Genomic DNA, 23,015 nt, shown 5'->3' with positions numbered 1-23,015 from the left:
GTCACCCGCCCAGAGCCATTCGAGTGATCACGCGTCGAGCCCCGTGCCCGCGGCCGGACGGCTTGCGGGTACGGGGCTCGATGACAGGTGTGTCCGGTTCAGGGTTTGACGGCGATCCGCCCCTCGTCCATGCGCAGCAGAAGCAGCCGCTCGCCGGTCTTGTCCAGGAACTCGTCGACCGCCTGGCGCGACCCCTGCCAGTAGCCGTAGTCGTCGATGAGCAGGACGCCGCCGCTGACCAACCGCCCGTAGAGGTAATCCAGTTCGTGCTTGGTGGAGGCGTACCAGTCGGTGTCGAGGCGCAGGACGGAGATCTGCTCGGGGGCGCGCTGCGGGACGGTCTCCTCGACCCTGCCCTGGACGTAGTGCACCCGCTCCTCGGGGTACGGCACCTTCGCGAAGCCCGACTTGACGTCGTCCAGGGAGGCGACCGCCCAGATCGGACGGTCCTTGCCCTGCACCTTGAGCAGTTCCTCCGCGGACTTGCCGTCCCTGCGCAGGTCCTCGTCGGTGGGCGAGGTCATGCCCTCGTACGTGTCGAAGAGGTACAGGTCGCGCTCGGTGTCACCGGCGGCGAGCAGGGTCTTGGCGCAGGCCTGCATCGAACCGCCGCGCCACACACCGCACTCGACGATGTCGCCGGGGATGTCGTGCCGGACGACGTGGCGGGTCGCCAGGATGAAGGCGTTCAGCCGCTCGGGAGAGGTCATCGTGTACGGCTTCACCGCACGGATGATGTCCTTCGCCTCGTCGTCGTAGTCGGCGGGGAGCTTCAGGGCCTTCGGCTTCGAGGCCGCGCCCGGCACCGTCACGCCCTGGGCCGGCATCGGGTTGCGGGTCAGCTGGTATCCCGTCAGTTGCTTGAGTGCGCCGTTCACTGCGCGTCGCCATGACATGGGAGCGGACAGTACGCGCGACTCATCCGTGATGTCATATTTCGTCAACCTAGAGTTTTTCGGCTTGACTTGATGCCGATGCAGGCCGTTCGTCCCCCGAGCGCGGGGCCATCACCTTCGGCCTTCCGCAGTGCGCGCGGCCCTCGACGGGCTTGGGCAGCGGGACGGATTCGACGCCGCCGACCTTGTTCGCCCACCACCTCGTCGTGGTCCGTACGAAGGCCATGGTGAGCCTCGGGTAGCGCTCGGGCCGCTGGAAGACGCCGACGGAGTCACCCCAGTAGGCGTGCTTGGCGTCGATGCTTCCGTAGGCGTGGCGGATGCCCTTCATCGGCGGGAAGTCCGTGTAGGCCTCGCGGAGTTCGAGCCGGGTGTACGCGGCGAGGGCGCGGTATCCGTCCGGGTAGTAGCGCCAGCAGTCCTGCGCGTCGTGCACATGGCCGCGCGAGGGCGCGGTCACGAAGGCGATGCCGTTCGGCCTCAGGACGCGGGCGATCTCCAGCATCGTCGCCCAGAAGAAGGGGATGTGCTCGAAGGCCTGCCCGGAGATGACGAAGTCGGCGCTGCGGGACTTCACGGGGATGCGGTACGGCTTGGTCATCACCGCGTCGACATTGCGGCCGTCGAGCACGTCGATGCCCACGTACTCCGTGTCGCGCCCTTCGAGCAGGGCCTTGTGGGTGCGGGTCTGCCCGTCGGAGACCCGGGCGCCGAGGTCGACGACCCGGTGGCGCTTCCCGGTGGGCATGTACTGCTCGACGCAGAGTTCCATCTGTTCGTACGCGGACTGGTGCACGTCTCCTCCAGCACAGGGGATTCTTCGATTTGCCCGCGTTCAACGCGTATCCACCCAAAGGGTCACGCCGTCAACTGGCTTCCTCAGACGCCCGCTTGACGGTCAGTCGGCGTGGTGTGTGCCGGGCCCACCATTTCCTCGCGGGTTCCTCGACGTACGTGTACATCGCCCAGGACAGCGCGGTCGCCACGACGGCGACACCGATCAGGGTGAACAGGGCGGAGTTCTCGGGCTGCGGGCGGCCCCAGGCCTCGATGCACAGCCGGTTGAGGGTCTGGTGCAGCAGATAGAAGGCGTACGACCAGAGCCCGAGCAGCACCATGGGGCGCGAACAGAGCCAGCCCCTGCGGCCGGCCAGCTCGCGCTGGACGTACGCGGTGATGAGGAGCGCGGCGAAGACCGCGGCCAACGGGCGTACGGTCCAGCCGAGTTGATCGGCGAGGTGCGTGCCCGCCCAGGCCTCGCGGTGGCAGTACGCGACGGTGTACACCGCGAAGGCGCCGGCGATGGCGGGCGGGCCGAGCCGGAATCGATGCCCCCGGCGCAGGGCGAGCGCGCAGACCATCCCGGCGGCGAACTCGGGGAGCCGGGTCACCGGGTGCCGCATGATCCACTCGGTGGCGAAGGGCGAGAGATGGGTGGCCGCCCACCAGTTGACCGCCCACATCCCGGCGAGGCCCGTCACCGCGACGAGGGCCAGGGTGCGGGTGCGGTGCCGCAGGGCGGCGCGGATCGCGCAGGGGAAGAGCAGATAGAAGAAGGCCTCGACGCTGAGGGTCCAGGAGACGGGGTTGCCGGGGAGGGTCGGGGTGACGCCGGGGAACCAGGTCTGCACGAGGAACAGCGGGGCGACGGAGCTGAAGAGGTCCGTCGGGACGCCGCCCCAGAGGTAGAAGACAAGGACGCAGGGCACGGTGGCGGCCAGGTGCGCGGGCCAGATGCGGCCGATCCGCCGCCAGTAGAACAGTCCGGCGCGGGTGCCGGGGCGGTGCCCCCAGGTGAGCAGAAAGCCGGACAGGACGAAGAAGAACCCGACGCCGTTCGCGCCCATCATGGAGTAGGGGAAGAGCAGTGGTGCGTGGGCGACGCCGCCTTGGGCACTGAGGCCGGTGAAGTGGTGGGCGAAGACCGCGAGGGCGGCGAGAAAGCGAAGGCCGGTGAGGGAGTCGACGCGGGGCGCGGTTTCGGGGCGGCGCTCGGTGGGGGTGCGGGTCTGCTGGGGGAGGGCCGCGGTCATGCGGGGGTCTCCTCTGCCTCTGGGAACGTGCGCTCGCACGCGGGACGATGGCGGTGCTTGGACCGTGCAGGGGAAATGATCATTAAGTGGACCAACCCTTGCACCCCGGCTCGGTCACTCCCTTCTGCGCCACCCGGGTGACCCGTACGCGGCCACGCCGGGCTACGGAGTGAACAGCGGGCAAAGTGGTGCAATGCGCCATATTAGGTTCATGTCTTCGCGGCACGTCGGACTCGCCCCATGAGTCCGGCCCTGCCGACCGCCGCACGACGGTCCCTCGCCACCGCAAGGACCATCCGCTTCCGTGCGGAGCGCGCCGCGGCGGGGCGGGGCGGCGGGCAGTTGCTCCCGCCGCCCGTGCACCTCTCACTGCGGGACAGCCGCACGCTCAACCTCGCGATCGCCGCCCTCCCGGGGGAGCTGATCGACCGGGCCCATCTCCTCGTCTCGCGCGGCCACCGGCGCTTTTGCGTACCGCTCGCCTTCGAGCGGCACACCGACGGGCGGCTGCTGCTCACCGGGACGGCGACGTTGCGCGACGTACTCGACGAGGAGAGCGGCGGACCCGCGGGCTCGCCCCGCATCGGCGACGGTGTCTGGCGGCTGACGCTGGTCACCGCGGACCCCCGCGGGCGGGTGCGGCGGCGCGGCATCGGGATCGGGACCGACGGGGGCGCCTCCCTGCCGCCCACGCCGACCGTGCTCCATGCCCCCAACCCCCGTACCGGCACGCTCATCCGGATCGTCCGGTGCCGCAGCGGCCGTGCCGTGCTTCAGGTGACGCGGTCACGGCCACGTGCCGAGCTGCTGCGCTTCGTGCCCTGCGGCGACGGCATCACCGTGCACGGGCGGCTCGTCAGGACGGCGGCGGGGCGGCGCTGGCGGGCGAGGGCGGTGCGGCGGCGCGACGGGGTCACCGTCCCGGTGGGGGCGCTGTGGGAGGGCGCCGAGTTCAGCTTCCGGCTGCCGCTCGGGGAGATGGCGGGGGCGGGACCCGGCCAGTGGGTGTGGGACTTCCAGGTGGAGGGCGACGGGGACGCGGGCGAGGGCCCGCTGCCGCTGGGGCGCTGGCTCCACGACGTACGCGATCCCGCCGCCGCCTTCCCCACCCCCTTCCGCGTCTTCGCCCTGCCGGGCGGCGCCCTCGTCCGGGCGCACGCGCACTTCACCAAGTCCGGGGCGTTCGCGGTCACTTGCTGGGACATCACGGATCAGACGTCATAACGGGGTCCGGACCGGACCTCACTCAGGAGACCTCATGAAGATCACGTACCTCCTCGGCTGGGGCGACGAGATGGGCGGCACCGAGCTGGCCACCTACACCCAGGCGCAGCATCTGGCGGACCGGCACGACGTCGAGGTCATCTCCGTCTTCCGGACCCGCCCCGAGCCGTTCTTCCCCGAGGCCCGCAGCCTCCCCGTCCGCTATCTGGTGGACCGCACCGCCACCCCCGAGCGGCCCGTGCGCGGCTCGCGCCTGGACGACGCGGCGTGCCGGACGCTTGCCGCGCTGCCCAGCGAGCTGATCAGGCCGGGCTGGGAGCCCGCGTTCGACCGGCTCTCCGACGTCGAGATGGCCGCCGCCCTCGCAACCCTTGACACCGACGTCCTGGTCACCACCACGCCCGCGCTGATGGCCGCCGCCGTCGAGCTGGTCCCCGCCCACGTCGTCACCGTGCACCAGGAGCACCGCCCGACGCAGCGCCGCGGCCCGTCCGGCGAGCCCCTGCTCCTGCACGCGCCGCGCCTGGACGCCCTGGTCACCCTCACCGACCGCACCCGTGACTGGATCGCGGAGTCCCTCGGCGCGACCGCCCCCGAGCTCGCGGTCATCCCGAACGCGGTGCCCGACGGCTTCCGGCCGCGCGCCGACGGCGAGAGCAAGGTCATCGTCATGGCGGCGCGGCTCACCGGCGAGAAGCGCGTCGACCACGCCGTACGGGCCTTCGCCGAGCTGGCCGACGCCTATCCGGACTGGACGCTGCGGATCTTCGGCGGCGGCCACCGCGAGCAGCAGCTGCGCCGCCTGGTCGACGGCTTCGGCCTGCAGGACCGCGTCGAACTCCTCGGCCCCTGCCAGGACATGGCCGCCGAATGGGCCAAGGCGGGGCTCAGTCTGATGACCGCCGGGCACAACGAGGCGTTCCCGCTGGTGCTGCTCGAAGCGCTCGCGGCGGGCGTGCCCGTCGTCGCGTACGACGTCCTGACCGGGCCCGCCGAGATCGTCAGGCACCGTGTGGACGGGCTGCTCGTACCGCCCGGCGAGGTGCATGAACTGGCCGCCGCGATGGCCGAGTTGATGGGCGACCCGGAGACCCGGCGGTCCTACGCCCGGGCCGCGCGCGAAGGCGTCTACGCCCGTTTCTCCTCCGCCGAGATCACCGCGCGCTGGCAGGAGCTGTACTCCCGGCTCGTGGCCCGCCGTGCCGCCCCCGAGCGGCTGCACGACCGGGCGGACCGGGTGGCGCTCGGCGTCGCGTCCGGCGGCAGCGGATTCCGCCCGACCACCCCGTACACCCTGGACGCCGCCCCCGACGCCGACGAGCGCGCCCGCGAGGACGAGATCGCCGCGGCCGACACCAGCGGACTGCTCATCCGCTCGGTGGGCCGCCTGGCCGAGCGGCGTGACGACGTGCTCGCACCCGACATGACCGCCTTGAACCTCGAACTCACCGCCACCGCCCTGGAGGCGCAGGACATCCCGTACGTCCTGGTCCGCGACGCCGGCACCGCGCACACCATCGCCGTGGCCGACGACGAGCGCGACGGCGCCCTCAAGGCGCTCGCCGGGTCCCTGCACGGCCGGCCCGTCTACGCCGAGCTGGTCAACCCGCGGGACGCGGCCCCCGGAGTGGTGCTCGCCGAACGCCTCGACCGTATCGGCGAGGTCGCGGGCGTCAGGGTCTTCAAGCCGGTGACCACGACGACGCTCTCGCTGCGGCACGGCGTCGGCCAGGCCTGCACGGTGGCGTTCTGGCCGCGCACGGACATCCGGTCCGACACCCGCCGCGCCCCCTTCGGCACCACCATCGCCGGGGCCGAACTCCCCTCGCTCACCCCCACCGCCACGCTGCGCGTCGCCGACCGCACCTACCCGACGCTCGACGTCTTCGCCCAGCTCCTCATGGGAGACGTCGACTTCCCCATCGACGCGGTCTACACCTGGGTCGACGACTCCGACCCCGAGTGGCGCGCCCGCCGCGAGGCCGCGCTCGGCGGCCCCGACGACGGTTCGTCCGCCGACCACGGAGCGGTCCGCTTCCGCAACCGCGACGAACTCCGTTACTCGCTGCGCTCGTTGGCGATGTACGCCCCGTGGATCCGGCACATCTACCTCGTCACGGCGGGCCAGACACCGTCCTGGCTGAACGCGGACCACCCGGACGTGACGGTGGTCGACCACCGCGACCTCTTCGCCGACCCGGACGCCGCGCTCCCCACCTTCAACTCGCACTCCATCGAGAGCCAACTGCACCGCATCGAGGGCCTGTCGGAGCACTTCCTCTACTTCAACGACGACATGTTCCTCGGCCGCCCCACCACCCCGGACACCTTCTTCCTCAGCTCCGGCACCGCCCGCTTCTTCTGGTCGACGGCGTCCGTGCCCGCCCTCCCGGTGTCACCGGACGACGAGGGCTATCTGGCGGCGGCGAAGAACAACCGCGAGCTGCTGCGCCGCGAGTTCGGCAGGACGGCGACCCACAGCTTCTTCCACGCGCCCTACGCCCTGCGCCGCAGCGTGCTCGCCGAACTCACCGAGCGGTTCCCGGACGAGCTCGGGGCCACCGCGCGCAGCCGGTTCCGCTCGAACGGCGACCTCGCGCTCGTGTCGTCCCTGCACCACCACTACGCGTACCTCACCGGCCGCGCCGTGCCGGGCGTCATCGCGTACGACTTCGTGGATATCGGACGCCGCGCGGACCACGCCCGCCTCGGCCAACTGCTCCAGTCCCGCGGCAAGACGGCCTTCTGCATCGGCGAGTCCCCCGACAGCGAGCTCGCGGACGAGGAGATGGCTCTGGCCATCCGCTCGTTCCTCACGGCGTACTTCCCCGTGCGCTCGCCGTACGAGAGGTGAGGAACAGCCGCCGCACCACCCGCTCGGCGGCGCCCCCGTCGTCGTACGGACAGAACCGCGCCCGGAACGCCGAGCGCAGCTCCGTCGCGTCGGCCGTGTCCCAGCCGCCGCTCCGGAAGAGGTCCGTGAGTTCCTCCTCGGTGGTGGCCACGGCCCCCGGTGTCTCGCCCGGCCGCCCGGAGAGCAGGTCGAAGTAGGTCCCGCGGGCCAGCCGGTACGCCTGCCAGTCGGGGGCGTACGTGACGATCGGGCGGTCCAGGCAGGCGTAGTCGAACATCAGCGACGAGTAGTCCGTGACCAGGGCGTCGGCGGCCAGGCACAGGTCTTCCACGCGCGGGTGCCCGGTGACGTCGATGAGCTGGGGATGGGCGCGCAGGCCCGCTTCGGCGCCGTAGAAGTAGTGGGCGCGCACGAGCACGACGTACGAGGGGCCGAGCGCACGCACGAAGCGCTCCAGGTCGAGGCGGGGCAGGAAGCCCTTCTGGTAGTCGCGGTGGGTGGGCGCGTAGAGCAGCACCGTACGGCCGTCCGCGACCCCCAACTCCTCGCGGATCCGGGCGACTTCGCTCTCCCCCGCCGCGAAGTAGACGTCGTTGCGCGGATAGCCGGCCTCCAGGGACTCGTACGACGTCGAGGGGTAGACCCGCTCCCAGATCTCCGTGGAGTGCGGGTTGGCGGAGAGGCTGAGGTCCCACTGGTCGGTGTGGTCGAGGACCTTCTGGAAGCTGATGCCGTGCGTGCCCGCCGGGTACCGGCGCTGGTCCAGGCCCATCTTCTTGAGCGGGGTCCCGTGGTGGGTCTGGAGGTAGACCTGGCCGGGGCGTTTGGTGAAGCCGCCGGGGAAGCTGGAGTTGTTGATCAGGTAAGTGGCGCGGGCCATCGTCTGCCAGTAGCGCCGGGAGCCCTCGATGACGTACTCGACACCGGCGGGCACCCGGTGCTTGTTGCGGCTCGAGATCACCCACACTCCCTTGATGTGCGGGGCCAGTTCGCGTGCCTTTGCGTGGATGGCGGCCGGGTTGCAGGAGATGCCGCGGTTCCAGTACGCGCCGTACACCGCGAGTTGGGGGTCGAGGGAGCGGCGCAGGTCGGTGCGGTAGGTGACGCGCATGGCGCGGGCGCGGAGCTTCTTCTTCTGGCGGGCGAGCTGCCGGGTGACTCTCTTGCGCCGGGACTCCCGCTCGCGGTGTGCTTCGTGGGCTGCGTACGAGGCGGCGGCGAGGGCCTTCTCGCCCGCACCGGCGGGGGGAGTGGACGCGTACGTGCGGTACAGGCGGGACGCCGCGCGGAAGAAGTCGCGGCGGTCGCGCGGCGCGATGCGGCCGGGGTCGTCGAGCACGGCGAGCAGATGCGCGGCGGCGTGCGGCAGGAGCCGCTCGCGGCCCGCCGGGTCGGCGGCGGCGAGCAGCTCCCCGTAACGCCCGACGACCGCGAAGTGCGCCCGCCCCGGCGACTTGGCGAAGCTGCCGCCGCGCCGCTCGCGCCAGCGCACACAGGGCTCGTCGAGTGCGGCGACGCGGGCGCCGGGCGCGAGGATCGCGCGGTGCACGGGGATCACGTCCTCGTACGGCCCGTCGCTGAACACCAGGCGGTGCCGCTGCCAGAAGACGCGCCGGAAGACACGGTTCCAGGCGGCCACGGTGACGGCCACGGGGTCGCCGCTCAGGTCGTCGCCGCCCGCGCGGACGTTCTCCCACCAGTCGACGCGGTCGTGGCCGGTGAGCAGCACGTCCGGCTCTTCGGCGCGGTCGATGGCGGCCGCGATCGCCTCAAGGGCGCCCGGCAGGAGGAGGTCGTCGCCGTCGAGGAAGAGCAGGTAGGTGCCGGTGGCGCGGTCCGCGCCGATGTTGCGGGCGGGGCCGGGTCCGGCCTGCGCGGGGGTGCGGACGACTTGCACGCGCGGGTCGCGCTCCGCACACTGCGCGGCGATCGCCGCGGAGGCGTCCGGCGACGCGTCGTCCACGACGATCAGCTCCAGGTCTCCGAAGCTCTGGTCAAGCACGGAGTCCAGGCATTCCCGCAGGTAGCCCTGGACGCGGTGGGCGGGGACGACAACCGAGAAGCGCGACATGGGCACTGACGGTAGTCAGCCGGACACGGCCTGTCGAAGACCGTTCCTCACTCATTGGTGTGAAGGAAGGCAAAGACATTGACGAGAAGGGGCCTGGAGGGGGCAAAAGGGATGAATACGCCCGTACTCCCATGATTGCTCCCATGCTTACTCCCATCCCTGGGAGCGTACGAAAGGCCGTTCGCCGTGCAGCCCCGTCTCAGCGTGGTCGTGCCCATCTACAACGTCGAAGAGTTTCTGGAGGAGTGCCTGGAGTCGATCGCCGGGCAGACCATGGCCGACCTGGAGGCCGTGCTCGTCGACGACGGCTCGACGGACGGCAGCCCGCGGATCGCGCGCGAGTTCGCCGCGAAGGATCCGCGGTTCGTCTATGTGCGCCAGCCGAACGCGGGACTCAGCGCGGCCCGCAACACCGGGGTCCGGCACGCGACCCCGACCGCCGACTACCTGGCCTTCGTCGACAGCGACGACATCGTGCCGCACGACGCGTACGCGCGGATGACCGCGAGCCTGGACTCCACCGGGTCCGACTTCGCGAGCGGCAACGTCTGGCGGCTCAACGAACGCGGGCGTCAGCAGGCCTGGCAGTACAAGTGGCTCACCGAGCCGCGCTCGCGCACCCACATCAGCCGCGACCTGGAGCTGCTCGCCGATCGCGTCGCCTGGAACAAGGTCTTCCGCCGCGCCTTCTGGGACCGGCACGGCTTCACCTTCCCCGAGGGCAAGCTCTACGAGGACACCCCCGTCATGATCCCCGCGCACTTCCTCGCGGGCTCGGTGGATGTGCTGAGCGACCACGTCTACTACTGGCGGGTGCGCGAGGGGTCCATCACCCGGCGGCGCACGGACGTCAAGGGCGTCCGCGACCGCATCGCGGCCTGCGCTCACGTCAGCCGTTTCCTCGCCGAGCACGATCCCGAGATGCGCAGGACGTACGACGTGTCCTGCCTGCGCGACGACTTCGTGTACTTCCTGGAGGGCCTGCCGATGGGCGGCCCCGAGTACCGCGCCGCCTTCGTGAAGGACGCCGCCGCGTTCGTGCGCCGTGCCGATCCGAGCGTCATCGCGGGGCTGCCGGTGGCCCTGCGCGTCAAATGGCATCTCGTACGCGAAGGACGCACCGAGGACCTGATCGACCTGCTCACCTTCGAGCAGCGCAACGGCAGCGCCTTCCAGGTCCGTGGCGTGCTGCGGCGCAGCGCCGCGTACCCGAAGAGCTCGGGCGGCCATATCCGGGTGCCGCAGGAGCTCGCCCGGCTCGGGCGGCGCGAGCTTCCCGTCATCTCCCGGGTGAACGAGGCGAGTTGGGGCGACGACGGGCTGCTTCGGATCAGCGGGTACGCCTACGTACGCAACCTGGAGGCGACCCGCCCCGGCCACTCCGTCAAGGCGGCGATCCTCAAGTCGGCGCACAGCAAAGGGCAGTTCAGGAAGGTCGCCACGCGGACGGTCGCCGCGCCGCAGGCCACCGAGAACTCCCGGCAGCGGCTGCACTGCTACGACCTCTCCGGCTTCGAGCTGACCATCGACCCGGAGCAGCTGAAGACCGGCGGCAAGTGGCGCCCGGGGAACTGGCTGCTCGGCGTGGTCGTCGCCGGCCACGGCTCGGTGCGGCGGGCGGCCGTGCGCCCCGTGGACGGCGCGGCCGCCCAGTCCGTCGTACGCGAACTGGGCGAGGGACTGCGCCTCGTGCTCGGCTTCAGCAAGGGCCGCCTCGTCCTTCGCATCCAGGATTACGTGGCACGGGTCGACGCCCATCGCGCGGACGGCGACGACGTGGTCCTCAGCGGTCATCTGCCGAGCAAGCTGCGCCCGACGTCCCTGCGCCTCACCCACAAACACTCGTCGGCCGAGTTCGACTACCCCGTCACGCTGACGGGCGACCGCTTCGACGTCCGCGTGCACACCGCCGACCTGGAGGGCGTCGCGCCGACCCCGCACCTGGCCCCCAAGGGCGTCGAGCCCCCGAACGGCGACCGCTGGCAGGCCAACCTGGTCCTTCCGGACGGCAAGCTGAAGTCCCTCGCGGCGATGCTCGGCCTGCCGCCGGGACGGTACGCGTCGCGCGCGGGCCGCGAGCTGTGCGCCTCCGCCAACGACCAGGGCCAGCTGGTCGTCGAGCTGACCCGGCAGCCGATCGCCGACCGGATCGCCTGGGCCGCGGACGGCACCCTGACGATCGAGGGCGCGGTGGCCGACGCCAGCTGGGGCCCGGCCGAACTCGTCCTGCGGCACAGCGGCCGGGACGAGGAGCTGACGGTACCGACGGAGCGCACACCGGGACGCTTCCGGGCCGTGGTCTCGCCGGGGGGCGGGGCGCTGCGCGAGGGCCGGTGGTACGCGTTCCTGCGGGAGCGGGATCGGGAACGGGATGCGACGCGGGGCGCGCCCCACGCCGAGGACGGCATGCCCGTGCGGCTGCTCGCCGCCGTCTCCGCTGCCTTTCCCCTCCACCGGACCATCGACAGGCGGGAGTTCACCGTCGACCGGCGGTTCGGTGACCGGCTGCTCGTCGAGGCGGGGTCGTTGCTCGACCGTGCCGAGCGCGGGGCCTACCGGCAGCACCGGCTGCGCACCGCGCACTATCCGCAGCAGCGCACCCGGCCACTGCGGGACGCGGTGCTCTACTTCGACGGGGACTCGCCGCGCGCGGTCCACGAGGAGCTGGTGCGGCGCGGCACCGACGTGGAGCACCTGTGGGTCACGCACGACCAGCAGACCCGCGTGCCCCTCGGGGCGAAGGGCGTGGAGGAGCACAGCGCCGACTGGCACGAGGCGCTTGCGCGCTGCCGCCGCATCGTCACGACGGACCATCTGCCCGACTTCTTCGAGCGCAGGGACGGCCAGACCGTCGTACAGACCTGGAACGGCGCGCCCCTCAAGCGCATCGGCACCGACCTGATCGACACCCTCTACGCCGACCACGGCCACCTCGACGCGCTGCCCAGGCTCTCCCGCCAGTGGGACGTGCTCGTCTCGCCGAATCGCTTCTCGACCCCGCACCTCGGACGCGCGCTCGCCTACGAGGGCGAGGTCCTGGAGGCGGGCTCACCGCGCAACGACGTGCTCTTCGCCGACGACCGCGACAAGACCGCCGAGCGCGTCCGCCACGACCTCGGCATCGCACCCGACAAGCGAATCGTCCTGTACGCACCGACCTACCGGGACCATCTCGCCTGCTCCCCCGGCCGGTTCCGCTACGAGCCCGCGCTCGACCTCCGCGCGGCGCGGGACGTGCTCGGCGACGACCACGTCCTGCTCGTGCGCAAGCATCCGCTGACGGCGGGCCGACTGCCGGGAGCCGACGCACCCTTCGTACGCGATGTCTCCTCGCATCCGCGCACGGCCGAACTCCTCCTGATCGCGGACGTGTTGGTGACGGACTACTCCTCGCTGATGTTCGACTTCGCGCACACCGGCCGTCCGATGCTCTTCCATGCCTACGACCTGGAGCACTACCGCGACACGGTCCGCGGCTTCTACCTCGACTTCGAGACCCGCGCACCGGGACCGCTGCTCGCCTCCACCGGCGAGGTCGTCGATGCCCTGCGCGACCTGGACGCCATCACCGCACGGCACGCGGAGGCGTACGCGGCGTTCCGCGAGGCCTACTGCGACCTCGACGACGGGCGGGCCGCGGCCCGTGTCGTGGAGAGGCTGATGCGATGACGGCCGCGACGACCGGGACGACCGGGACGACCGAGGTCCGCAACCGCCGGCCGCTGCGGGGCGCGACCGCACTGTATGGCGGCCGGCGGTGGCGACCGACCCCCTACCTCGTCTTCGGCGGTCTCTTCTGGCTGGTCATGTCGCTCGCCTTCTGGCGGGTGCCGATGTGCTGCGACTTCGGCCAGCACGCGGCGGTCGTGGAGCGCCTCAAGGCCGACCTCCTGCACCCCCGCCATCCGATGGCGGACCTGCCGGGCGCGGGCAGCCCGTACTACTCGCCGTACGCGGCGGCGCAGGGCGCATTCGCGCGGGTGACGGGCCTCGCGGGATGGGAGGTCGTGAAGCTGGCGGGGCCGCTGAACCTGCTGGTGCTGCTCACGGGCATCGGCCGCTTCGTGAAGGCCCTGACGCCCCGTCAATGGGCGCCGGTGCTCGCCCTGTTCGCGATGGTGGTGCTGTGGGGCACCCGGATGGCGTGGTGGAGCGGCTATCTGGGCCTGATGTCGATGACGGGCAACCTCGCCTACCCGTCGACGTTCGCGATCGGCCTGGCGTTCTGGGCGTGGGCCTGGGCGGGGTCGCTGGCGAAGGAGCCTCGGGGAGTGGGCTCGTACGCGGGACTCGGGGTGTTGTGCGGGGCGATCCTGCTGGTGCACCCGATCTCTTCGGTGGCCGCGGTGATCGGGGTGGTGGCGTTCGCCTTGCCGAGCCTGCGCCTGCGCTGGGCGGCAACTGCCGTGACAGCAGGGGGAGTTGCGGCCGCCTGGCCCTACTACTCGGTCTTCTCCCTCGTCGGAGACGAGTCCGTCGACTGGATCCACCGGCAGCTCTACACCGAGATGCCCCAGCGCTTCTGGCTGGCGCTGCTCGGCCTTCCGGCCCTCTACCTGCGCCGGCGCAGAAACCACCGGGACCCCCTGGTCCTGATGTTCGCCCTGGAGTGCGCGGTCGTCGCGTACGGCTGGCTCAGCGGCCACTACACCTACGGCCGCATCCTGGGCCTGACCCTCGTCCCCCTCCAGTTCGCCCTCGCCATCGAACTGGCGGCCCCCCGGCCATGGGGCACCCGACGCGCCGCCCTGGCGGGAGCCGCAACGCTCGGCGCCTGCGTCGGCTTCCTCCAGATCCAGGCGGGCGCCGTCGTCCCCCGCACCCTCGACCCCATCGGCTTCGACCAGCCCCCGCGCTGGCCGAGCTACGCCTGGGCGGCGAGCCACGTGCGCAAGGGCGACGTCGTCCTCACCAATGCCTACGGTCCCACCCGCACCATCCCCGCCTTCGGCGCCAACCTCGTCGCCCCGGCCTGGCCGGACCCCGCGCTCGACGAGGGCGAACGCAACCACCGCCTCCAGGAGGTGCGCGACTACCTCGCCCCGGAGTCGACCCGCGCCGGCCGCAAGGCGATCGTCCGCCGCTACCACGTGCGCTGGCTGCTGCTCTCGAAGGACCAGCAGGTGCCGTCCGAGGCGGTGGTGGTGGCGTGGAGGCCGCAGACCGGAGAGGTGCTCGCCCGGGTGTCCGGGTAAGGGCGATCCAGCCTGATCAAGCCCGATCCAGTCCGATCCACTCCGATCCAGCCTGATCCGCCCGCAAAAGACCTCCTAATCGGATAATTACCCGTAACCTCTAAGATTCCCCCTGTGGATCCTTCTCTGCCCCTTTCGCCACCCCTGTCCCCACAGGTCTGTGTCGTCGTGATCGGCTACAACGACGCGGCGCACGTCGCGGACGCGGTGCGCTCGGCGCTCGCCCAGGGCCCGTCCGTCCGCGAGGTGATCGCCGTCGACGACTGCTCGACGGACGGCAGCGGCGAGCTGCTCACGGATCTTGCCGCGCGGGAGCCGCGCCTGAAGACCATCCGCCGCGCGGCCAACAGCGGCGGCTGCGGCACTCCCCGCAACGACGGGATCGAGGCCACGACGTCCGCGTACGTGATGTTCCTCGACAGCGACGACGTGCTGCCGCCCGGCGCGGTCGACGCCCTCCTGACGGCGGCCGCCCGGCACGACGCGGAGGTGGCCACCGGCCTGTGCGTGCGCCGCGAGCTGCCGTCCGGCCGCGAGATCCCCTGGCAGCCCGTGCTCTACAAGAAGGCGCAGCTGATCGCCCGCCCGGAGCTGCGCGCCCGGCTCGTCCACGACACGCTCTGCGTCAACAAGCTCTACCGCACCGACTTCCTGCGGCGGCACGCCATCCGCTTCCCCGAGGGCCGCTTCACGTACGAGGACTTCGTCTTCACCGCCCGCGTCCTCGCGGCGGGCCCGCGCATCGCGCTGATCCCCGACCCCGTCTACGTATGGAACGTGCGCCGCTCGGCGGCCAAGCTGTCGATCTCCCTGGACCGTAAGGGCATCGCCAACTGGCAGGCCCGCATGGAGGCCCACCGCCAGTCGGTGGAGATCCTCCGGGAGACGCCGAGCGTGACGGGCACGGCGGGCAAGCGGCTCGCGCGGGCGGCCCGCGCGAAGTTCGTCGACCACGGGCTGCGGATGTACGCGCGCGAGCTGACCACGCGCAGCCCCGAGTACCGGCGGGAGTGGTGGACGGCCACGCGCGCGTACCTCGCGACCTTCGACACCGCAGACCTGGACGCCGCGCCCGCGCCGGGCCGGATCATCGCCCGGCTGATCCTGGCGTCCCCCGAGCCGCGCGACCTGACCCGGGTGCAGGAGGTGGCGGCCCGCCCCGCGCGTCTCTCGCCCCCGTACGCGCAGGCGTCCGACGCCACCCCGATCTGGTCGGACGACCTCCCCCAGGTGACGCTCGAGCACCTCCTGGTACGCCCCGTCCGGCTCCTCCCCCTCGCGGTGGACGCCGAGCTGCGGCCGCGCGCGGGCGGGAGTCGTCTCACCCTGCGCCTGCACGAGCTGTACGGCCGGGTCGCGGACGCGGGCCCGGCGACGGTCGACGTGGAGCTGACGGCCCGCGACGGCACGGGCCCCGGACTGCGCCGCACGGCGGCGTTCAGCCCCGCAGGGGACGGCACCTGGCTGACGGAAGCCGTCCTCGACCTCGGCTCGCTCCGCGGCGGCGTATGGGACCTGCGGCTTCGCCTGCACTTCGACGACGGGACGACGCGCGACACCACGGCGCGCGCGGTCGCGGGCCCCGGACTGCTGCGGCGCACGGTCCTGCCGGGGCGGCACGGGATCCTGCTCGCCCAGCCGTACGCCACCCAGGCGGGGAACCTGGCGGTGCGGCTCGCGCCGGGGCTGCGGGGCGTCGCGGGGGTGGCGAAACGGCGCCTCGCCCGCCTCGTGCGCGACCTGGGCGGCGGGGACCAGAGCGCCAAAGCCCGCTGACGCGGCCCGTATGCCGCCTCTGCAACACTGCACGTCCACGAGAACCACTCGCTACAAGACGGGACATAACACCATGACCTGGCTGATCACCGGCGGTGCCGGCTACATCGGGGCACACGTCGTCCGCGCCATGACGGACGCGGGCGAGCGAACGGTGGTCTACGACGACCTGTCGTCGGGCGTCGCCGAGCGCGTCCCGGAGGGCGTGCCGCTGGTGATCGGTTCGACGCTGGACGCGGACCTCGTCGCCCGCACCCTCGCCGATCACGAGGTCACCGGTGTCGTGCACCTGGCGGCGAAGAAGCAGGTGGGCGAGTCGGTGGAGCAGCCGCTGCGGTACTACCACGAGAACGTGGAGGGGCTGCGGGTCCTGCTCGCGGCGGTGACCGAGGCGGGCGTGCGGTCCTTCGTCTTCTCCTCGTCCGCGGCCGTGTACGGCATGCCCGATGTGGACCTGGTGACCGAGCAGACCCCCTGTCTGCCGATGAGCCCGTACGGCGAGACGAAGCTGGCGGGCGAGTGGCTGGTCCGCGCGACGGGCCGGGCGCACGGTCTGTCGACGGCGTCGCTGCGCTACTTCAACGTGGCGGGCGCGGCCGCCCCCGAGCTGGCCGACACGGGCGTCTACAACCTGGTCCCGATGGTCTTCGAGAAGCTCACGGACGGCGCGGCCCCCCGGATCTTCGGCGCGGACTACGCCACCCCCGACGGCACCTGCGTACGCGACTACATCCACGTCGCCGACCTGGCAGAAGCCCATGTGGCGACGGCCCGCAAGCTGGCGGCGACGGCCCCCGGCACGGACCTCACCCTCAACATCGGCCGGGGCGAGGGCGTTTCGGTCCGCGAGATGGCGGACCTCATCAACGACGTCACGGGTTACGACACGGCAGCCGAGGTCACGGCACGCCGCCCCGGCGACCCGGCCCGCGTGGTGGCGTCGGCGGACCGCGCCGCCACGGAACTGGGCTGGTCGGCCAAGCGGGACGTCCGCGACATGGTGACGTCGGCCTGGGCGGGCTGGGTGCGGCTGCATCCCGGGGCGGCGCGCGGCTGAGCGTCCCCGGGGGTGTAGCAGGCTCCATCCGTCCCCAGGGGGGTGTAGCAGGCTCCACCTCCGGGACGGGACCGCGCTCTCTCGCCCCGCCGACCTGGCCTTTCTAGCGTTCTCAGTGGCAGCAGCGACCACTGAGAGGGCGTACGCATGTTCAGGCGACGGGGTTCCGCGACAGTGGCCGGGGAGCGGGTGGCCGCGCCCGACGCGCTCACGCTCGACGGGGTCAGCAGGTCCTACCGGCGCGGGACGGTGGCCCTGGAAGCCCTCGAACTCGCCGTGCCGCGCGGGCGGTTCCTTGCCGTCATGGGCCCCTCCGGATCGGGGAAGTCGACGCTGTTGCAGTGCGCGGCGGGGCTCGACCGGCCGTCGTCGGGGACCGTGCGCATCGGGGACGTGGACATCGGTTCCCTCAACGAGGCCGCGCTCACCCGGCTGCGGCGCGAACGCGTCGGCTTCGTGTTCCAGGCGCACAACCTCGTGCCCTCGCTCAGCGTCGGCGAGAACGTCGCCCTGCCCCTGCTCCTCGGCGGCACCGCCGACGACGGTCGCGTCGCGCTCGGGCTCGCCGAAGTCGGGCTCGGTGACCGCGCGGACGACCGCCCCACCGAACTCTCCGGCGGCCAGCAGCAGCGCGTGGCCATCGCCCGCGCGCTCGTCACCCGCCCGGAGGTGATCTTCGCCGACGAGCCGACCGGCGCCCTCGACCCCGGCACCGCACACGACGTGCTCACGCTGCTGCGGCGGGCCGTCGACCGGGACGGTCACACCGTCGTGATGGTGACGCACGACCCGACGGCGGCGGCGTGGGCGGACGAGGCCCTGTTCCTGGCCGACGGGCGGATCGCCACCCGCCTTGCGAACCCCGAGCCCACCCAAGTGCACGGCATCATGCGGAACTTGGGGCGGCGGGCGGCATGAGCGACACTCCCGTGAAGGTCACCCCCGTGAACGTCACCCCCGTAAAGGTCACCCGGCTGCTCGCATCGCGCGCCGCCCGCATGCACCGCAAGGCCTGGGCTGCGGTCTTCGCCGCGCTCGCCCTGACGTCCCTCCTGCTCGGCGCCTTCGGCCTCGCGCTTGCTTCGGCGGGGCTCGGGCACGCGCGCGTGGAGCGCTATTCCGCCGCCGACCTGGTCGTCACCGGTGACCAGAGCACCCGCTTCACGGCCAAGCCGTGGGGCAGCGATCCCGAGACGGCGACGGCGGGCCTGACCGAGCGTGTGCCGGTCCCGCGAGCGGCCCTGAAGACCGTGCGCGAGGTCCCCGGCGTCCGCGCGGCGATCGCCGACGAGGTGTTCCGGATCGGCCTGCGGGGCGAGGGCGCCACCGGACGCCCTTGGAGTGCCGCGCAGTTGGGCTCGTACGGACTACGCGAGGGCGCCGCGCCCCGGCACGACTCCGAGGTGGTCGTCGGCGGGGGAACGGGGGCTCGGATCGGGGACCGCGTCGCCGTCCGCGTATCCGGCACCGAGGCCACGTACAAGGTCGTCGGGGTGGCCGAAGGACCCCGGGCCGCCGCCTACTTCACCTCCGCCGAGGCCCGGCGCCTCGCGGGCCGCCCCGGCTCCGTCGCGGCCATCGGCGTGACGGCGGACCCCGGCACGAGCACATCGACGCTGTACGTTCGCGTGCGCGGCGCCCTGGACAGGGCGGGCCTCGGGAGCGTGGGGCACAGGGCGGACGGGGACGGGGCAGGGCTTCGCGTCCTGACCGGCGACGGGCGCGGCGGCGCGGAGTTCCTCGCGGTCGCACCGGCTCGCGCGGGCATGCTCGCGCTGCTCGCCTCCGTGGCCGGCACCGTCGTACTCATCGCGCTGCTCGTCGTGTCGTCGACGATCGTGCAGGCACTGCAGCAACGCTCGGGCGAGCTTGGCCTGTTGCGGGCCGTCGGCGCGACGCCGCGGCAGCTGCGGGGTGCGGTGGGCCGGGAGGTCGGCCGGGTCGCGACGGTGGCGGGCCTTGTGGGAGCGGCGGCGGCGATCCCCGCCTTCCTGGGCCTTCGCGCGCTCCTCGACGCCCGCGGCGCGCTGCCGCTGGGCCTCGAACTCCCGCTGCCCGTCTGGCTGTTGCCCGCGCCGCTGGTCACCGCCGGTCTTACGCTCCTGGTCGCCCGCCTTGCCGCGCTGATCGCGTGCGCCAGGACGGCGAAGGTGCGCCCCGCGGAGGCGCTGCGGGATGCGCCACCGGGAAGGGGCCGCAAGGTCACCGGCCTGGTCCTGCTGATCCTCGGCGTGAGCTCGGCAGGCACCGCCACGCTCCAGCGCGGGGAGGCCGCGGCCGCTGCTGCCGGTGCGGCGACGGTGGTCATGGTGATCGGGTGCGCGCTGCTCGGGCCGTGGATCGCCGAGGGCGCGATGCGGGTGCTCGGCGCGCCGCTGCGCCGGTTCGGGGGCGCGGGCGGTCGGCTCGCCGCGGCCAACTGCACTGCTTCGGCACGCCGGTTGGGGGCGGCGATCACTCCGATCATCCTGGTGACGGCCTTCATCCTGGTGCAGCTCTCCGCAGGCGGGACGGTGACGCACGCCGCGGGCGCGCAGGCGCGGGACGCGGCGCGGGCGGACTTCGCGGTGACCGCGGAGGGCGGGCTGCCCGATGGCACGCTGGAGCGGGTCCGGGAGGTACCGGGCGTACGGGCCGCGACCGGCGTCACGCGGAGCACGGTGGTCCTGGCCCGGCGGGACGCCGGTTCGCCGCGTCTGGACCGCCTCCCGGTGCTCGGCGTCACCCCCGACGGCCTGGCCCGGACGCTGGACCCCGGCGTCCGGGACGGCGACATCGGCAGGCTGCGTCCCGGCACGGTTGCGGTCGGCAGGGATCAGGCGCGCGCCCTCGACGCGCGTCCCGGCTCGACGGTGACGGTGCGGTTCGGGGACGGGGTCGAGGCACGCCTGAAGGTGGTGGCGACGTACGACCGCGAACTGGCGCTCGGCGCCTTCCTCTTCGCCCAGGACCAGCTCGTACGTCACCTGTCATCGCCGGGGGCGGGGCGGATCCTGGTCGCGTCGGACTCGGCCACCCCGAAGGCGCTGCGGGCGGCCGCCCCCGGCGCGAAGGTGGTGGCGGACCCGGCGCCGGAGCGGCTCGAACCGGAGGACCAGACGCTGGGCGAGATCGTGACGGTGGCTGCGGTCGGCGCGATCGGCGGCTTCACCGTCATCGCCGTCCTCAGCACGCTCTGTCTCATCACCATCGGGCGGCGCCCGGAGCTCTCCCTGCTGCGCCTCACCGGGGCGGGGCGGCGCCAACTGCGGCGCATGCTGCGCCTGGAGGCGGTGGCCTCCGCGGTGGTCGGACTCGTCGTCGGCGGGGCGGTGGCGGCGGTTCCGCTGCTCGCCTTCAGCCTGGCGCTGACCCGTTCCTTGCCGTACGTCGCGGCTGTGCAGGTGGGGTCGATCGTCCTGGTGGTCGCCGCGACGACGGCCGCGGGCACGCTGCCGCCGGCCCGGCGTGCGCTGCGGGGCCGCTACCCGGCGCAGGGGCGTTGACGGCTGCGGCTCGCTTCCCGCCCAGCGCTAATCGCTCCGCGGGAAGTGCGGGATTCGTCCGCGGGTCCGTCGTGGCTGGTCGCGCCCACGCGGCGGAGCCGCACATGTCAGAGCCCCGCGCCCCTTACGGGGCGCGGTACCGCACCGGACTTCACCGGGGCCGCTTAGCGGGGCAGGGCCCCGAAGGGGCGCGGGGAACTGCGCGACCAGCCCCCACCGTCCCGCGGGGCCATCACCGCACTTCCCGCGGAGCGCTTAGCCCTTGTTCAGATAGGCAAGCACGGCAAGCACCCGCCGGTGCCCGCTGTCGCTCGGTGGCAGCCCCAGCTTCGCGAACACGTTGCCGATGTGCTTGCTCACCGCCCGGTCCGACACCACGAGCGTCGACGCGATCGTCCCGTTGTCCCGCCCCTCGGCCATCAGCTGGAGCACCTCACGCTCCCGAGGCGTCAGCGAGTCCAGCGGGTCGTCGCGCCGCCGGGTGAGGAGCTCCGTGACCACCTCCGGGTCCAGCGCGGTGCCGCCCCCGGCCACCCGCTCCAGCGCGTCGAGGAACGCGTCGACCCGCCCCACCCGGTCCTTCAGCAGATAGCCGACCCCGCTCGCGCCGCCGCCCAACAGCTCGGCGGCGTACGTCTCCTCCACGTACTGGGACAGCACGAGCACCGGAAGGCCGGGGATCTCCGCGCGCGCGGCGAGCGCCGCCCGCAGCCCCTCGTCCCGGAACCCCGGCGGCATCCGCACATCGAGGACGGCGACATCCGGCCGGTGGTCGAGCAGCGCGGGCAGCACCTCGGGCCCGCTGGAGGCCACGGCCACCACCTCGTGCCCCGCGGAGGAGAGGAGCAGCACCATCCCCTCCCGCAGCAGGGCGTTGTCCTCGGCGATCACCACGCGCACGGCAGCTCCACTTCGATCACGGTCGGCCCCCCGACGGGGCTCGTCACTTCCACGGTCCCGTCGAGCGCGGCGACCCGGCGCCGCACGCCGAGCAGCCCGCTGCCGCCCGCTTCGTCGGCCCCGCCCCGCCCCTCGTCACGTACCGAGATGCTCAACACCCCGACCCCGCGCGAGAGTTCCACCGATGCCGCCCCCGCGCCACTGTGCTTCGCGGCGTTCGTCAGTGCCTCAGCGACGACGAAGTACGCGGCGGCCTCCACGGCGGCGGGCGCGCGCGGCCCCGCTTCGACGCCGTCCTCGCGCACCGCCACATCGAGCCCGCTGCCCGCGGCGAGCGCCCGCACGGCCCCCACGAGCCCGCGGTCGGTGAGGATCGGCGGGTGGATGCCGCGCACGACGTGGCGGAGCTCGGCCAGGGCTTCCTCGGCCTGGGTCTGGGCGTCGTCGAGCAGCTTCTTCGCGGCCTCGGGATCCTTCTCGTACGCCCGCTTGGCCAGACCCACCCGCATGGAGAGGGAGACGAGGCGCGCCTGTGTGCCGTCGTGCAAGTCCCGTTCGATGCGCCGCAGTTCGGCGCCGTGCGCGGCCACCGCACCCGCCCGCGTGACGGTCAGCTCCTCGACCCGCTCGGTGAGCCGCGCATTGCGCTCCGCCTCCGGCGAGGCCTTGAGCAGCGCCCCCGACCAGGCGGCCTCCAGGTCGGCGACGCGCACCACGAGCGGAAGCACCACGGCTTTGCGGCCGAGCAGCCCGCACCACACCCCGTCGACCAGCATCCCGACGATGAACAGCGGCAGCGTGAGGTACAGCAGGAGCCAGCCGTAGATGAAGTGCGCGGCCAGCCACCGCAGATCGCGGTAGGTGGCCGGGTCCGTGACGCCCGCGCGCACCCGTTCGGTGAGCGTGCCGGTCAGCGGCACATACGCCTCGGGGATCTCCTTGCCCGTCCACAGGGCGACGCGGCGCCGCTTGAAGCCGGCCATCCGCCGCAGCATCAGGATCGTCTCGGGCATGACGCCCGCGCCGACGACGATGAGCGTGGTGACGAGGGTGAGGAGGATGACCCCGATGAAGAGGTAGGACGCGAGGGACAGGAGCGCGGCCGCGGCCAGCTGCTCCAGGGCCCGCTCCGTACGCCGCAGTGTCTCCCGCATGGTGCCGAGGCTATGCGACCCGGCTCGCACGCGCGGGCGAGGGCGCTCCCCGAGGGATGGTGTAGCGCGCTACACCCCTGATCCGGGAGAGCACACCATCGTCACGCCTCCCCCGTTCCGGGAGAGTTGATCACACAGCGGGACACGCCCCGCGCCCCGCCTCCGACGTGAAAGGCCCCACCATGAAGGCCCTGCTCTGGCTCGTCCTCGCGATCTCCCTCGTCGTCAACGTGTCCACCAGCTTCGCCTTCGATGGGGTGCAGCAGGTCCTGATCAGCGTGGGCACGGGCGTCGCCACGCTCGGCTCGGGCGTGGCCCTGTTCCTGAAGCGCGAGAGGCACCCGCAGAGCTGATCCCTCCAAGCCCCCGG

At 72.7% G+C, this 23,015-nt stretch carries 15 protein-coding genes; 9 read left to right on the top strand and 6 right to left on the bottom strand.

All coding sequences use genetic code 11. The features are described 5' to 3' along the window. Nucleotides 1-98: 98 nt before the first annotated feature. From AB0O76_RS00205 to AB0O76_RS00195, 3 genes are all read right to left on the bottom strand, one after another. A complete protein-coding gene (locus AB0O76_RS00205; protein ID WP_365483177.1) occupies nt 99-896 on the bottom strand; it encodes a TylF/MycF/NovP-related O-methyltransferase in 798 nt (265 codons plus the stop codon). A gap of 49 nt (nt 897-945) precedes the next feature. After that, nucleotides 946-1,692, bottom strand: coding sequence for a methyltransferase domain-containing protein (locus tag AB0O76_RS00200; RefSeq protein ID WP_365483174.1), 747 nt, complete (start codon nt 1,690-1,692; stop codon nt 946-948). Between the two features lie 70 nt (nt 1,693-1,762). Beyond that, nucleotides 1,763-2,929 (bottom strand): acyltransferase, encoded by a 1,167-nt coding sequence (locus tag AB0O76_RS00195; RefSeq protein WP_365483171.1) that lies wholly within the window; start codon nt 2,927-2,929, stop codon nt 1,763-1,765. 240 nt (nt 2,930-3,169) lie between these two features. Here AB0O76_RS00195 and AB0O76_RS00190 point away from each other — a divergent pair, with 240 nt between their 5' ends. Continuing rightward, the gene (locus AB0O76_RS00190; RefSeq protein ID WP_365483168.1) at nt 3,170-4,153 is read left to right on the top strand and encodes a hypothetical protein; all 984 of its coding nucleotides are present in this window, start codon (nt 3,170-3,172) and stop codon (nt 4,151-4,153) included. A gap of 34 nt (nt 4,154-4,187) precedes the next feature. Continuing rightward, a complete protein-coding gene (locus AB0O76_RS00185) occupies nt 4,188-7,007 on the top strand; it encodes a stealth conserved region 3 domain-containing protein (RefSeq protein WP_365483165.1) in 2,820 nt (939 codons plus the stop codon). Here the strand turns inward: AB0O76_RS00185 and AB0O76_RS00180 are convergent. Further along, nucleotides 6,967-9,078 carry a bifunctional glycosyltransferase family 2 protein/CDP-glycerol:glycerophosphate glycerophosphotransferase gene (locus AB0O76_RS00180; protein WP_365483161.1) on the bottom strand — a complete coding sequence of 704 codons (2,112 nt, stop codon included), beginning with the start codon at nt 9,076-9,078 and terminating at the stop codon, nt 6,967-6,969. The two genes, AB0O76_RS00185 and AB0O76_RS00180, sit on opposite strands and share 41 nt — an antisense overlap. A 186-nt stretch (nt 9,079-9,264) precedes the next feature. On the opposite strand from AB0O76_RS00180, the gene AB0O76_RS00175 reads away from it, so the two are divergent. From AB0O76_RS00175 to AB0O76_RS00150, 6 genes are all read left to right on the top strand, one after another. Further along, the gene (locus tag AB0O76_RS00175; protein ID WP_365483158.1) at nt 9,265-12,747 is read left to right on the top strand and encodes a CDP-glycerol glycerophosphotransferase family protein; all 3,483 of its coding nucleotides are present in this window, start codon (nt 9,265-9,267) and stop codon (nt 12,745-12,747) included. Further along, nucleotides 12,744-14,273, top strand: a complete 1,530-nt coding sequence (locus AB0O76_RS00170) for a hypothetical protein (protein WP_365483155.1) — start codon at nt 12,744-12,746, stop codon at nt 14,271-14,273. The genes AB0O76_RS00175 and AB0O76_RS00170 overlap by 4 nt, the downstream gene beginning before the upstream one ends. Before the next feature lie 114 nt (nt 14,274-14,387). Next, nucleotides 14,388-16,049, top strand: coding sequence for a glycosyltransferase family 2 protein (locus tag AB0O76_RS00165; RefSeq protein ID WP_365483152.1), 1,662 nt, complete (start codon nt 14,388-14,390; stop codon nt 16,047-16,049). A 73-nt stretch (nt 16,050-16,122) separates the two neighbouring features. Continuing rightward, nucleotides 16,123-17,106, top strand: a complete 984-nt coding sequence (galE, locus tag AB0O76_RS00160) for a UDP-glucose 4-epimerase GalE (protein ID WP_365483149.1) — start codon at nt 16,123-16,125, stop codon at nt 17,104-17,106. A gap of 147 nt (nt 17,107-17,253) precedes the next feature. Further along, the gene (locus AB0O76_RS00155) at nt 17,254-18,024 is read left to right on the top strand and encodes an ABC transporter ATP-binding protein (protein WP_365483146.1); all 771 of its coding nucleotides are present in this window, start codon (nt 17,254-17,256) and stop codon (nt 18,022-18,024) included. Further along, nucleotides 18,021-20,591 carry an ABC transporter permease gene (locus tag AB0O76_RS00150; protein WP_365483143.1) on the top strand — a complete coding sequence of 857 codons (2,571 nt, stop codon included), beginning with the start codon at nt 18,021-18,023 and terminating at the stop codon, nt 20,589-20,591. The genes AB0O76_RS00155 and AB0O76_RS00150 overlap by 4 nt, the downstream gene beginning before the upstream one ends. Before the next feature lie 255 nt (nt 20,592-20,846). Here AB0O76_RS00150 and AB0O76_RS00145 read toward each other — a convergent pair whose 3' ends face one another. Continuing rightward, complete coding sequence (locus tag AB0O76_RS00145) at nt 20,847-21,491, bottom strand: response regulator transcription factor (protein ID WP_365483140.1); 645 nt, start codon at nt 21,489-21,491, stop codon at nt 20,847-20,849. Next, complete coding sequence (locus AB0O76_RS00140) at nt 21,479-22,645, bottom strand: sensor histidine kinase (protein ID WP_365483137.1); 1,167 nt, start codon at nt 22,643-22,645, stop codon at nt 21,479-21,481. The genes AB0O76_RS00145 and AB0O76_RS00140 overlap by 13 nt, the downstream gene beginning before the upstream one ends. 182 nt (nt 22,646-22,827) lie before the next feature. Here AB0O76_RS00140 and AB0O76_RS00135 point away from each other — a divergent pair, with 182 nt between their 5' ends. Further along, a complete protein-coding gene (locus AB0O76_RS00135) occupies nt 22,828-22,998 on the top strand; it encodes a hypothetical protein (protein WP_365483134.1) in 171 nt (56 codons plus the stop codon). Nucleotides 22,999-23,015: the final 17 nt, after the last annotated feature.

This window comes from Streptomyces sp. NPDC086554 (assembly GCF_040686095.1).
Taxonomy (GTDB): domain Bacteria; phylum Actinomycetota; class Actinomycetes; order Streptomycetales; family Streptomycetaceae; genus Streptomyces.
Note: the sequence above shows the minus strand (reverse complement) of the source record. Positions and strands in the feature narration are given on the sequence as shown.